Origin of the sequence: uncultured Albimonas sp. (assembly GCF_963977235.1) — a bacterium.
Lineage (GTDB): Bacteria > Pseudomonadota > Alphaproteobacteria > Rhodobacterales > Rhodobacteraceae > Albimonas.
In genome coordinates, this window is sequence record NZ_CAXBOD010000014.1 from 1 (window position 1) to 12368 (window position 12368).

Sequence of the window (12368 nt, forward strand, 5' to 3'; positions counted from 1 at the left end):
CGTCGCCTCTGGCCCCTGGGGCGGGCGTCGCGCGCTGGACGCGCCGGCGTCGCGTCCGGGGCGCGGGCGTCAGGCCCCGGACGCGGCGAAGCGAGGGCGGCCGGCGTCAGGCCGGGCGTTTCTTCAGGAGGTACTTGTGAAACCCCTCGAGCACGGTCTTGCCGTCCTGGTTCCAGACCGTCGCCTCGCAGGTCATCACCCCGGTGGAGCGGCCGGGCGTCAGCTCGGAGATCCTGAGCTGGGGATAGAGCGTGTCGCCCGCGTAGACCGCGCCGAGGAACTTCGAGCCCTGCTCGAGGAACGCCACCAGCGCGTCGCCCATCACATGGGGCAGCTGGCCCGCGCCGGCGCAGGTCTGGATCACCACCTGATAGCCGTGGGCCAGCAGCTCTCGGTGGCCATGGGCGGCGCACCAGTGGCGGTCGTAGTGGATCGGGTGGTTGTCGCCCGAGGCCAGCTGGAAGGCCGAGAACAGCGCGTCGGTCATGGTGCGCGAGGGGATGTAGAACACCTCGCCGACCTCGTAGTCCTCGAACCAGCGGGTGGCGCAGGGGCGCAGGGAAAGCGGGTCGATCGTCCGGGGGGCGTCGGTCATGGAGGGCTCCTGAAAGCGCGCCGCGCGGAGGCGGCCCGTAGGGCGCATTTCAATGCGCCGCGGCGTCAACGTCGGGGACGGGCGCGCCGGGCGCCCGCCCCGGCCGGTCAGTCGAGCACCAGGCCGAACTCGTCCGAGAGCGCGGCGGTGTGCTGCCCCGCCCCCGGCGCCGGCGCCGCGAAGGGCTGGCGCGAGGGGGTGCGCGGCGTGGGCAGGCTGACCGCGCCCAGGTCCATCACCGGGGCGGCGTTGGCCGCCAGCACCTGGGGGTCCGTCAGCCAGTCGGCGAAGTCGTTGACCGGGCGGGCGAGGACGCCCTGCGCGGTCAGCCGGTCGCTCCAGGCCTCGGCGGTGTCGGAGGCGAAGATCGCCTCGAGCTGCGCGCGCAGCTCGTCCCAGTTGGCGTTGCGCAGGGCGAAGGAGGCGTAGCGGGGATCCTCGATCCAGGCCTCGCGGTCTAGCGCCCGGCAGATGCCGGCCCACTCGACCTCGCGCACCAGGGTCAGGGCCAGGTGGCGGTCGGAGGCCATGTAGATGCCCGCCGGCGGGTTGATCGACTGCACGCGGCCGCCGGTGATTTCCCACTCCAGCAGCTTGGGGCCCATCAGGGCTGCGGCCGACTGCACCAGGCTGACGTCGAGCCGTCGCGCCTGGCGCGGACCCTCGGTGGGAAACAGGGCGGCCAGCGCGGCCTGCGTGGCGTATAGGCCGGTCAGCGCGTCGATCAGCGGCTGGCCGAAGCGCACCGGCGCGCCGCGGTCGTCGCGGGTCATCGCCATCATCCCGGTGAACGCCTGCGCGTAGGTGTCCACCATCGGCTCATGCGCGCGCGGGCCCTCGAGCCCGAAGCCGGAGATGGTGAGATAGACGATGCCGGGGTTCAGCGCCTTCACCGCCTCGAACCCCAGGCCCATCTTCGCGGTCACCCCGGGGCGGCCGCTCTCGATCAGCAGATCCGCCTGGGCGGCGAGCTTCAGGGCGGCCTCGAGCCCGCCCTTCGACTTCAGATCCAGGGTCAGGCTTTCCTTGCCCCGGTTGTAGTAGAGCGAGAAGCCGCTGGCCCCCGGCGCCGCCGCGGCCCCGAGGTTGCGGATCCAGTCGCCCGAAGGCGGCTCGACCTTGATCACCCGCGCGCCCATCTCGGCCATCGCCATGCCGCAGGCGGGGCCCGCGATGCCCTGGCTGAGGTCCAGCACCAGCCGGCCCCTGAGGGGGAGAGGATCGCTCATGCCCGCCCCCCGGCGCGGCTCCGCGCGCCCTCGACCGTTCCGCCCGCCGGCAGCGCCATGAGTGTCCTCCTCGTCGTGTTTCCGATCCCGGGGACCGGCCCCGGCATTTGACCCCGGCCCGGCCGCGTGATTGTCTTTCGGCCGACAGGTAAGGCCAGCATAAGGCCCCGGGATCGGGAGGCAAGCGATGCGCGACGACAGCGGCGCCGGGACGGAGGCCGAGAGCTGGGCGCAGGACCCGGCCGCCCAGCGGCTGTGCGACGCCTGGCGGCGCCACGGCTGGCGGGCGGCGCGACTGGACCCGCTGGGCCTGGCCGCGCCCGAGCGTCCCGCCCCCCTCGACCTGCCCGGCCCCGAGGCGCTGCGCGCGGCGCTCTCGACGATCTACGCGGGCGGGCTGGGCTGGGAGATCGGCCACGTCCAGGACGCCGCGCGCTTCGACTGGCTGGCCGCGGAGGCGGAAACGGCCGAGCCCCCCGCCCCCGCCGACCGCGACCGCGCCCTGGCCCTGATCGCCTCGGCCGAGCTGCTGGAGGGCGACATCCGCCGCCGGCTGCCCACCACCAAGACCTTCGGCCTCTCGGGCGCGGAGGGGTTCGTGCTGCTGATGGACGAGGCGATCCGCGCCTCGGGCGCGCGGCGGGTGGTGGCGGGGGGCATGCACCGCGGGCGGATCACCCAGATGGGGCTGGTGCTGGGCAAGCCCCTGACCCGCATCGCCGCAGAACTCCGCGGGGCGCCGGACCTGCCGGCCGACCTCGGCGCCGCCTCCGACGTGCCCTATCACCTGGGCTTCGAGGGGCTGCGCGCCGACGGGGTGGAGGTGTGGACGGCGCCGCATCCCTCGCATTTGTCCATCGTCGGCCCCGTGGCGCTGGGGCGCGCGCGGGCCGAGGGGGCGGGGCGCGACCCGGGCGTGCTGCCGATGATTCTGCACACCGACGCGGCGCTGGCCGGCCAGGGCGTGAACATGGAGATGCTGCAGCTTGCGCGCCTGCCCGGCTACGCGGTGGGGGGAACGCTGCACCTGCTGCTCGACAACCAGGTCGGGTTCACCACCGAGGCGGCCGAGGCGCGCTCCTCGCGCACCGCCGCGGACGTCGCCAAGATCACCGAGACGCCGATCCTGCACGTCAACGGCGAGGACCCCGAGGCGATCCTGCTCGCCGCCCGCGCCGCCGCCCGCTGGCGGGCGCGCTGGGGGGAGGACATCCTCGTGCGGCTGATCGCCTATCGCCGCCGCGGCCACAACGAGATGGACGAGGCCCGCTTCACCCAGCCGCGCATGTACGCCGCCATCGACGCCCTGCCCCCGCTGTCCGAGCGCTATGCCCGCGCCGCCGGCCTGCCCGCCCCCGATCTCTCGGCCCTGAAATCCGAGCTCGACGCCGCCTTCGCCGCCCGCCCCGAGACGCCCAACGCCCCCGAGGCGCCGGGTCTGGCCAAGGGGGCGGAGGCGCCCCTGCTCGCCCATCACGCGACCGGGGTGGCGCTCGACGAGATGCAGCGCCTCGCCCGCGCGCTGGCGACGCCCCCCGCGGGGATGCGCCTGCACCCCAAGGTGGCGCAGGTGCTGGCCCGGCGGCGCAAGATGGCCCGCGGCGAGGCGCCCGTGGACTGGGCCTTCGCCGAGGCGCTGGCCTTCGCCTCGCTGCTGGCCGAGGGGACGGGCCTGCGCTTCTCCGGCCAGGACGCCGTGCGCGGCGCCTTCGCCCAGCGCCACCTGCGCCTGCACGACCAGGAGACGGGCGAGGTCCATGACACGCTGGCCGGCTTCGGCGAGGCGGAGGTCTTCAACTCCCCCCTGATCGAGAACGCGGCGCTGGGGTTCGAATACGGCCTCTCGACCGTCTTCCCCGGCCTCGATGTGTGGGAGGCGCAGTTCGGCGACTTCCTCAACGTCTTCCAGCCGATGTTCGACCAGTTCGTGACGGGGGGCGAGGACCGCTGGCTGCTGACCTCGCGGCTGACGATGCTGCTGCCCCATGGCTGGGACGGCGGCGGGCCGGATCATTCCACCGGCCATGTCGAGCGGGTGCTGGCCCGCTGCGCGAAGGCCAACCTGATCGCGGCCAACCCCTCGACGCCCGCCCAGTATTTCCACCTGCTGCGCCGGCAGATGGCGCTGCCCGCGCCAAAGCCGCTGGCCGTGTTCACCCCCAAACTGCTGCTGCGCCTGGCCGCCTGCACCTCCGCGCCCGAGGAGTTCGCCCCCGGAACCGGCTTCGCCCCCGTGCTGGCCGAGGACGCCTCGGCGGCCGAGCGGATCATCCTGTGCTCGGGCAAGATCTACTGGCTGCTGGCCAAGGCCCGGGCCGAGCGGGGGCTGGAGGGGCGGGTGGCGCTGATCCGCCTCGAACAGCTGCACCCGTTCCCGGCCGAGGCGTTGGCCGAAGCGCTCGACGCCCCCGGAGAGCTGGTCTTCGCGCAGGAGGAGCCCGAGAACCTCGGCCCCTTCCCCTGGCTCGACCGCCGGATCGAGCGGGCGGCCGGCCGCCCCGCCCGGCTGGTCTCGCGCCCGCCCGCCGCTTCGCCGGCCGTCGGCTGGCACGCCTGGCACGCGGCCGAGGAAACCGCCCTGATCGACGCCGCCCTGGACCTGGAGCCCCGCCCATGACCCGCGTTCCCGACGAGGTGCTCGAGACCCTGCGCGGTCTCGCCACCCCCACGCTCGCCAACGCCATCGACACCACCGGGGCGGGGGGCGTGATGCTGGGCCTGCACGCCGCGGGCCCCGGCCTGCGCTGCGTCGGCCGCGCGATCACCGCGCGCGAGGTCACCGGCCCCGCCGGCTCGTTCCCCACCGAGGACTTCAAGGTCGGCCACATGATCGACGCCGCCGGCCCCGGCGACGTGATCGTGGTGGCCAACGGCGGCGCCCCCGTCTCGACCTGGGGGGGCATGGCCTCCTACGCCGCGAAGCTGAAGGGGATCGAGGGGCTGATCGTCGACGGCGGCGTGCGCGACCGCGAGGAGATCCTGGAATTCGGCTTCCCGGTCTTTTCCGCCCACATGGTCCCCACCCCCGGCAAGACCCGCATCCGGGTCGAGGCGATCAACGAGCCGGTGGTCGCCGCCGGCATCCCCGTGCGCCCCGGCGACGTGATCGTCGCCGACGGCACCGGGGTGGTGGTCCTGCCCGCCGAGCGCGCGGCCGAGATCGCCGAGCTGGCCCGCGGCTACGCAAGCGACGACGCCCGCGCCATGGAGGAGATGCGCGAGGGCCTCTCCTTCCGCGAGGCGCTGCAGAAATTCTCCAGGATCTGAAAGAGCCCGATGGACGACCGTCTCTATCCCCTGCCCGGCGCCTCCGCCGTCCCGCCCGAGGTGATCGCCCGCCTGAAGGCCGCCGTCGGTCCGCGCGGCTTCGCCGAGGACCCCGCCGAGATCGCCCCCCATGTCGTCGCCTGGCGCGACGGCTGGCAGGGCGAGGTCCCGCTGGTGATGCGCCCCGAGACCACGCAGGAGGTCGCCGCCATCGTGCGCATCTGCGCCGAGGCCGAGGTCGCGATCGTGCCCCAGTCGGGCAACACCGGCCTGACCGGGGGCGGGCAGCCGCACATGGGCGGCTCGGAGATCGTGCTCTCGCTGGCGCGCATGAACCGGATCCGCGCGGTGGATCCGCTGAACGACTCGATGACCGTCGAGGCCGGGGTGATCCTGCAGCGCGTGCAGGAGGAGGCCGCGCGCCACGACCGCCTGTTCCCGCTGTCGCTCGCCGCCGAGGGGACCTGCCAGATCGGCGGCAACCTGTCGACCAACGCCGGCGGGGTGCAGGTGCTGCGCTACGGCAACGCCCGCGCGCTGGTGCTGGGGCTGGAGGTGGTCACCGCCCAGGGCGAGATCTGGGACGGGCTGCGGGCGCTTCGCAAGGACAACGCCGGCTATGACATGAAGCAGGTGTTCCTCGGCTCGGAGGGCACGCTGGGGATCATCACCGCGGCGACGCTGAAGCTGATGCCCCGGCCGAAGGACAGCGCCGTGGCGCTGGTCGCCGTGCCCTCCGCCGAGGCCGGCATCCAGCTGCTAGCCCATCTGAAGTCCGCGATGGGCGAGACCGTCACCGCCTTCGAGCTGATGCACGAGATCTGCTTCACGCTGGCCCGCGAGACCATGGGCCACGAGGACCCGCTGCCGGGCCACGAGTGGCGCGTGCTGCTGCAGGTCGACGGTCCCGGCCCCGAGGGTCGGATGGCCGAGACCCTGCAGGCCGCGCTCGCCGAGGCGATGGAGGCGGGCGTGGCGGTCGACGCCGCGCTGCCCTCCAGCCTCGATCAGGTCGCGAAACTGTGGCGGATCCGCGAGGATCAGGCCGAGGTGCAGCAGCGCGCCGGCGCCGGGATCAAGCACGACATCTCGGTCCCCGTCAGCCGCATCCCCGAGTTCGTGGCGCGCGCCGACGCCGCCCTGGCCGCGGTCTATCCCGGCTTCCGCCCCTGCACCTTCGGGCACGCCGGCGACGGCAACCTGCACTACAACCCGATCCGGCCCGAGGACTGGACCGACGCCGCCTGGAAGGCCGAGACCGGCGCGATCAACCGCATCGTCCACGATCTGGTGGCGGAGATGAACGGCTCGATCACCGCCGAGCACGGGGTCGGCCGCCTGCGGATGCACGAGATGGCGCGCCTGAAGGACCCGGTCGAGATGTCCCTGATGCGCCGCCTGAAGGCCGCCATGGATCCCGCGGGCATCCTCAACCCCGGCAAGATGCTGCCCTGAGGCCGGGACGCCGCCGCGCCGGCCTGCGGCGGCGCCCCGGAAAAGGTTGCGCCCCGCGGGATGCCTCCCGCGGGGCGCGCCCGGCTTCGCCCGGACCGTCCGCCTGCTCCCCAAAGCAGACCTGGGCCCGAAGCGACGGGGGGGATGCCGGGCGCGTCGCCGCCGCGACCCCCAGGGCGCGACGACGACGATCCTGTTGCGATCCCGCGGAGCGCCCGCAGCGCTCTCGGGGGATCTGCGGGGCTCAGGCCCCGCGGGGACCGGGGGGCCTGCCGCCTGCGGAGGCGCGCGGCTGGCGCGCGGCCTCGCTCTCGCGCTCGGCCCGGGCCATCGCCATGGCGCGGGCCATGCGGGTCAGGTCGAGGTGATCGCGAAACAGATCCCGGGCGATCTCTCGCCGGTCGGGCGGAGGCTTGGGGCGGGCGGTCTCGCTCATGCTCAATGCTCCCTCAACGAGCGGGCCAGCGCGTCCGACAGCGGGGCCAGCAGGTATTCCAGCGCGGTGCGCGCCTCGGTCGGGATCACCGCGGTCATCGGCATCCCGGGCTCGAGGCTGACGCCCGCGGGCACGTCGGCGAAGGCGATGCGCATGGCGTAGGTGGGTTTGGCGTCACGTCCGGGGTCCTCGCGATCCTCGGTCAGCTCGGCCGAGATCAGCTCGATCGCGCCGGGAAATCCGCTGTCCTCGCGGGCCCGGACGCCGGGCAGGCGCAGCTCGGCCGGCATGCCGGCGCGCAGCCGCTCGCGCGCTTCGGGGGCGAGGCGCGCCTCGGCCACCAGCACCCCGTCCGCGGGCACGATCTCGAGGATCGGCTCGCCAGCGCCGACCACGCCGCCGACGGTGGAGGCGCGCAAGCCCACCACCACGCCCGAGACGGGCGCCGAGACGCGGGCGCGGGCGATGCGCGCCTGCTCGGCCTCGACGCGGGGGGCGAGCTCGGCCAGCCGGCCGACCACTTCCGACAGCTCCGTCGACACCGCAGCCAGGCGGCGCGAGCGGGCGCGCGCGTGACCCAGCCGGGCCTCGCCGGCCGCGGCCTCGGTCTCGGCGATGGCGGCCTGCAGGGCCTCGCCCAGACCGGAGAGGGAGACCAGCTCCTGCTCGCGCGCGTTCAGCTGGGGGCGGGCGAGGCGGCCGGTCTCGGCCAGGGTGCGGGCGGCCTGGGCGTTCTCCTCCGCCAGGCCGCGCTGCTTGTCGAGCGAGCGCAGCTCGGCCTCCTGCGCGCGCAGACGGGCGGCGAGGCGCTTGAGCGCGCCGTCCAGCACCTCGTCCTCAGCCGCGATCTCGGCCCGGCGGGCCTCGAACAGCGCCTGCTGGCTGACGATGGCCGAGGCGAGGTCGGGACGCTCCGGGTCGCCCAGGGCGCGGGCGGGGGCGAAATCGAGGGTCTCGGCGTCGTCGCGCTCGGCCTCGAGGCGCGCGCGGCGGGCGAGCAGCGCGTCGCGCTCGGCGGCCAGCGCGCCCAGCGTCGCCTCGGCCTCGGTGGTGTCGAGGCGCATCAGCGTGTCGCCGGCCTGCACCCGGTCGCCGTCGCGCACCGCGATCGAGGCGACGATGCCGCCGTCGAGGTGCTGCACGGTCTTCACGTCGCCGTCGACCTTGAAGCGCCCCTCGGCGATCACGGCGCCCGAGAGGGGGGCGCTCCACAGCCAGGCGCCGAAGCCGGCGGCGGCGAGGCCCAGGACCAGGCCCGCGCGCAGCAGCGGACGGGCGACGCCGTCGCTGGGGGCGGCGTCTTTCACGGGGTTGGGTCGGTCGCTCATCCGGCGGCCTCCTTTGCAGGCTGCGGGGCGGGGGCGGGCGCAGAGGCGGGGCCGCCGGCCGGCCCGATGGTCCGGCGCATCAGCTCGATCACCCGCTCGCGGGATTCGAAGTGCTCGACCGCGCCCTCGCGCATCATCAGGATCCGGTCGGCCAGCGCGGCCATCACCGGCTTGTGGGAGATGGTGACCGTGGTCACGCCGGCGCCCTTGAGCGCGCGGATCGCGTTCAGCGTGGCGACCTCGCCCTCGGCGTCCATGTGGGCGGTGGGCTGATCGAGGATCACCAGCGCGGGCGAGCCGAACAGCGCGCGCGCCAGCGCCACCCGCTGGCGCAGGCCGGGGGTCAGCGCCTGGCCGCCGGGGCCGACCTCGAAACCGAAGCCGCCGGGCAGACGCTCGATCGCGGCGCGCACGCCGGCGGCCTCGGCGGCGGCGTGGACCTCCTCCGGCGAGGCGTCGGTGAAGCGGGCGATGTTCTCGGCCACGCTGCCGGGGTGCAGGACCACGTCCTGGGGCATCCAGCCGACCAGCGAGGCGCGTTCGCGCGGGTCCATCGCGGCCGGCTCGACGCCCGCGACCAGCACCTGGCCGCCGTCGAGCGGCGCGACCCCGGCCAGCGCGCGGGCCAGCGTGGACTTGCCCGATCCGCTCTCGCCGACCACGGCGATGGCCTCGCCCGCGGCGATCGAGGCCGAGACCCCGCGCAGCGCCGGGCGGCGCACGCCGGGGATCACCACCATCGCGCGGCGGGCGTCGACGGCGGCGCCGTGCGCCTCGCGCCGCACCGGCGAGGCGGGGGCGGCGGCGGGCCGGCGCACCGTCAGCCGGTCGAGCGCGGCGCGCGCCGCGGCGGCCTGGCGCAGGGCGCCGAGCAGGGATTCCATCGGCCCCAGCGCGCGGCCGGCGAGGATCGCGGCGGCCAGCATCGCCGCCGGCGCCAACTGCCCATCGAGCGTCAGCACCGCGCCCGCGGCCAGCGCCGCGCTGTGGGCGATCATCCGCACGGTCCGGGTGAAGGCGCCGACCGAAGCCGAGCCCTCGTCGACACTCTGGCGCAGACCGCCCAGCGCCAGCACGCCCCCGGTCAGCCGGGCCGAGAGGCCGGGGCGCGCGCCGAAGGCCGCCAGGTCGCCGCGGTCGGCGTCGAGCATCCCGCCCAGGTCGCGCAGTTCGGCCTCGCCGGCCGCGATCCGCCGCTCGCGCGCGGCGGCCATCCAGCGACCGACCATCACGGCGGCGAGGATCGTCACCGCGCCCAGCGTCGCCACCAGGCCCAGCAGCGGATGCAGAAGGAACAGCAGGCACAGGAACAGGATCGTGAACGGGGCGTCGCACAGCGTCGTGGCGCCGGTCCCCGACAGGAAGCCGCGCAGCACGCCGAGGTCGCGCAGCCGCTCGGTCTGCCGGCCGGCGCCCTCGGGGGTCGCCTGCGCCAGGCGTCGCTCGGCCCGGCTCGCGGCGCGGGCCAGCAGCCGGCCGCGGGCGGCGTCGGCCGCGCCCATCGCCGCCAGCGCCAGCACCAGCACCACCGACAGCGAGGCCAGCGTCTCGAGGCTGCGGGAGTTCAGGACCCGCCCGTAGAGCTGCATCATGTAGAGGGGCGAGGCGAGGAACAGCGTGTTCACCGCCACGCTGAACACCATGGCGAGGCCCAGGTGCGGGGCGAGCGCCGCGCGCAGTTTCCCACGCAGCTCGACGTCCTGTTCGGGGGGCTTCGCGGGCATCGCAGTCTCCGGACCTGGGGGAATTCGGGGGGGAGTGAGGCCGCGGCGCGGGATCCGCGCCGCGGCCGGTCGCTCAGGCGAAGGCGGAGGCGTCGTCGTCCACGTCCGGCATCTCCGGCATCGCCATGGCGGCGGGCGCGGGGACGTCGAGGTCGGGCTCGATCTCGGCCGGGCCGGACATCGCGGCCTCCATGTCCGCCTCCTCGGCCGCAAACAGGGCCATCGGGGGCATCGGGGTGGAGGAGAGCGAGCCGTCGCCGTTGACCATCAGGTACTCCGACGTGCCGTCGGCGACGTCGTCCGAGAACCCGGCCAGCGTGTAGGTGTTGTCGGCGTTGCCGAGCACGAACTCGTTGGCCTGGGTCGCCGTCGCGCCGTTGCCGATGGCCGACGAGTTGGCGAAGTTGGCGCTCGCCGCCTCACCGACGGCCAGCGAGAAGTCGCCGCCCGCCTCGGCCAGGTGACCCAGCGCATGGGCCCGCTCGCCGGTCGCCTCGGCCTGCCAGCCAAACGCGGTCGCCGCGGTGTTCGACGCCACGCTCTCGCCGCCGACCGCAGTGGTCGAGGTCCCGTTGGCCATGGCGTTGTCGCCGATGGCCAGCGAATCGGTCCCCGAGGCCGAGGCCTGATTGCCGATGGCGGTGGCGTTGTCCGAGGTGGCGTTGGCGTCCTCGCCGACCGCGAGCGACCGCACGCCGTCGGCGTTGGCGAGATGCCCGAAGGCCTGCGCCCGCTCGGCGCCCGCCGAGGCCTGCCAGCCGATGGCGGTGGCGCCCGGCCCCTCGGTCATCGACTCGCCGCCGACCGAGGTCGTGGACGGGCCGGTGGCCATGGCCGCGTCGCCAAACGCGATAGCGTCGATGCCCGAGGCGACGGCCATGTTGCCGATGGCCGTGGCGTTGTCGGTCTGGGCGTTGGCCGCCTCGCCGACCGCGAGCGACCGCACGCCGTCGGCGCTGGCCAGGTGCCCGAAGGCCTGCGCCCGCTCGGCGGTGGCCGAGGCCTGCCAGCCGATGGCGGTGGCGCCGGGGCCTTCGGTCACGGTCTCGCCGCCGATCGAGGTGGTCGAGGGGCCGGTCGCCATGGCCGAGTCGCCGATCGCCAGCGCGTCGACGCCGTCAGCCATCGCGAGGTTGCCGATCGCCGTCGAGTTGTCGGACGCGGCCGTCGCCGCCTCGCCGACCGCGAGCGACCGCACGCCCTCGGCGCTGGCCAGATGCCCGAGGGCCTGCGCCCGCTCGGCGGTGGCCGAGGCCTGCCAACCGATGGCGGTGGCGCCGGGACCTTCGGTCACGGTCTCGCCGCCGATCGAGGTGGTCGAGGGGCCGGTCGCCATGGCGCTGTCGCCGATCGCCAGCGCATCCGCGCCGTCGGCCATCGCGAGGTTGCCGATGGCCGTCGAGTTGTCGGACGCGGCCGTCGCGGCCTCGCCGACCGCGAGGGAGCGAACGCCCTCGGCGCTGGCCAGATGCCCGAAGGCCTGCGCCCGCTCGGCGGTGGCCGAGGCCTGCCAGCCGATGGCGGTGGCGCCGGGACCTTCGGTCATCGACTCGCCGCCGATGGAGGTGGTCGAGGGGCCGGTCGCCATGGCGTTGTCGCCGATCGCCAGCGCGTCGACGCCGTCGGCCATGGCCATGTTGCCGATGGCGGTGGAGTTGGCGCTCGCCGCGGTGGCCGCCTCGCCGATGGCGAGGCTGCGCTCACCGGTGGCCGAGGCCAGATGGCCGATGGCGTGGGCCCGCTCGCCGACGGCGGAGGACTGCCAGCCGAACGCGGTCGCGGCGGTGCCGCTGGCGGTGCTCAGCGCGCCGACCGCGGTGGAGGAGGTCCCCACGGCGCTCGCCTGCGCGCCCAGCGCCAGGGCGTCCTGGCCGGAGGCGTTGGACTTCATCCCCAGGGCCACCGACTGGTCGCCCGAGGCCTCGGCCTTCTTGCCGAACGCCAGCGCGTCGGAGCCCGAGGCGTCGGCCTTCTTGCCGATGGCGACGGCGGCGTCGCCGCTGGCGGACGCGCGCTTGCCGATGGCGATGGCGTCGTCAGCCGAGGCTTCCGTGCGCTTGCCCAGCGCCATGGCGTGCTCGCCGGTGGCGCTGGCCCAGAAGCCGATCTCGAATTCGCTGTCCGGTCCGCGGAACAACCGGTTGAGTTTTCCGAGCATGCCCAAGGCACGTCCTCCTCTGTTTCCCGCCCCGTCGCGACCGCCGGCGCGTCCGGCGTGCAGGTGGGGTCGAGAAGGGAAACGGTGGGCGGGGCCGCTATGGATGCAGGCGGAGCAAAAAATCTTAAGAAAAAATCAAAGGGCCCCGCGCGTCGCCGCGCGAGGCCCCGTGAAGG

9 protein-coding genes are annotated in these 12368 nt (G+C 74.9%); 3 read left to right on the forward strand and 6 right to left on the reverse strand.

The window, feature by feature from the left end; translation table 11 throughout:
• Positions 1–106: 106 nt before the first annotated feature.
• Both AAC134_RS09325 and AAC134_RS09330 read right to left on the reverse strand, forming a co-directional pair.
• Positions 107–595, reverse strand: a complete 489-nt coding sequence (locus AAC134_RS09325; protein ID WP_339948813.1) for a MaoC family dehydratase — start codon at positions 593–595, stop codon at positions 107–109.
• Positions 596–702: 107 nt separating this feature from the next.
• Positions 703–1824 carry a CoA transferase gene (locus AAC134_RS09330; protein ID WP_339948814.1) on the reverse strand — a complete coding sequence of 374 codons (1122 nt, stop codon included), beginning with the start codon at positions 1822–1824 and terminating at the stop codon, positions 703–705.
• Positions 1825–2011: 187 nt separating this feature from the next.
• On the opposite strand from AAC134_RS09330, the gene AAC134_RS09335 reads away from it, so the two are divergent.
• Genes AAC134_RS09335 through AAC134_RS09345 form a run of 3 tightly spaced genes read left to right on the forward strand, consistent with a single transcriptional unit; the run spans position 2012 to position 6546 of the window.
• On the forward strand, positions 2012–4441 hold the full coding sequence (locus tag AAC134_RS09335) for a thiamine pyrophosphate-dependent enzyme (protein ID WP_339948815.1): 2430 nt from the start codon (positions 2012–2014) through the stop codon (positions 4439–4441).
• Positions 4438–5091 carry a hypothetical protein gene (locus AAC134_RS09340; RefSeq protein WP_339948816.1) on the forward strand — a complete coding sequence of 218 codons (654 nt, stop codon included), beginning with the start codon at positions 4438–4440 and terminating at the stop codon, positions 5089–5091. Before AAC134_RS09335 ends, AAC134_RS09340 begins: the two co-directional genes overlap by 4 nt.
• Before the next feature lie 9 nt (positions 5092–5100).
• Positions 5101–6546 (forward strand): FAD-binding oxidoreductase, encoded by a 1446-nt coding sequence (locus AAC134_RS09345; protein ID WP_339948817.1) that lies wholly within the window; start codon positions 5101–5103, stop codon positions 6544–6546.
• Between the two features lie 244 nt (positions 6547–6790).
• Here AAC134_RS09345 and AAC134_RS09350 read toward each other — a convergent pair whose 3' ends face one another.
• From AAC134_RS09350 to AAC134_RS09365, 4 genes are all read right to left on the reverse strand, one after another.
• On the reverse strand, positions 6791–6982 hold the full coding sequence (locus tag AAC134_RS09350) for a hypothetical protein (RefSeq protein WP_339948818.1): 192 nt from the start codon (positions 6980–6982) through the stop codon (positions 6791–6793).
• Between the two features lie 2 nt (positions 6983–6984).
• On the reverse strand, positions 6985–8310 hold the full coding sequence (locus AAC134_RS09355) for an HlyD family type I secretion periplasmic adaptor subunit (RefSeq protein WP_339948819.1): 1326 nt from the start codon (positions 8308–8310) through the stop codon (positions 6985–6987).
• Positions 8307–10034 carry an ATP-binding cassette domain-containing protein gene (locus tag AAC134_RS09360; RefSeq protein ID WP_339948820.1) on the reverse strand — a complete coding sequence of 576 codons (1728 nt, stop codon included), beginning with the start codon at positions 10032–10034 and terminating at the stop codon, positions 8307–8309. The genes AAC134_RS09355 and AAC134_RS09360 overlap by 4 nt, the downstream gene beginning before the upstream one ends.
• Positions 10035–10107: 73 nt before the next feature.
• On the reverse strand, positions 10108–12192 hold the full coding sequence (locus AAC134_RS09365; protein WP_339948821.1) for a hypothetical protein: 2085 nt from the start codon (positions 12190–12192) through the stop codon (positions 10108–10110).
• Positions 12193–12368: the final 176 nt, after the last annotated feature.

What these genes read in the sequence shown, in the direction of transcription:
- AAC134_RS09365 (WP_339948821.1), bottom strand. Translation starts at nt 12,192, where the DNA reads ATGCTCGGAAAACTCAACCGGTTGTTCCGCGGACCGGACAGCGAATTC.
- AAC134_RS09330 (WP_339948814.1), bottom strand. Translation starts at nt 1,824, where the DNA reads ATGAGCGATCCTCTCCCCCTCAGGGGCCGGCTGGTGCTGGACCTCAGC.
- AAC134_RS09355 (WP_339948819.1), bottom strand. Translation starts at nt 8,310, where the DNA reads ATGAGCGACCGACCCAACCCCGTGAAAGACGCCGCCCCCAGCGACGGC.
- AAC134_RS09340 (WP_339948816.1), top strand. Translation starts at nt 4,438, where the DNA reads ATGACCCGCGTTCCCGACGAGGTGCTCGAGACCCTGCGCGGTCTCGCC.
- AAC134_RS09350 (WP_339948818.1), bottom strand. Translation starts at nt 6,982, where the DNA reads ATGAGCGAGACCGCCCGCCCCAAGCCTCCGCCCGACCGGCGAGAGATC.
- AAC134_RS09360 (WP_339948820.1), bottom strand. Translation starts at nt 10,034, where the DNA reads ATGCCCGCGAAGCCCCCCGAACAGGACGTCGAGCTGCGTGGGAAACTG.
- AAC134_RS09325 (WP_339948813.1), bottom strand. Translation starts at nt 595, where the DNA reads ATGACCGACGCCCCCCGGACGATCGACCCGCTTTCCCTGCGCCCCTGC.
- AAC134_RS09345 (WP_339948817.1), top strand. Translation starts at nt 5,101, where the DNA reads ATGGACGACCGTCTCTATCCCCTGCCCGGCGCCTCCGCCGTCCCGCCC.
- AAC134_RS09335 (WP_339948815.1), top strand. Translation starts at nt 2,012, where the DNA reads ATGCGCGACGACAGCGGCGCCGGGACGGAGGCCGAGAGCTGGGCGCAG.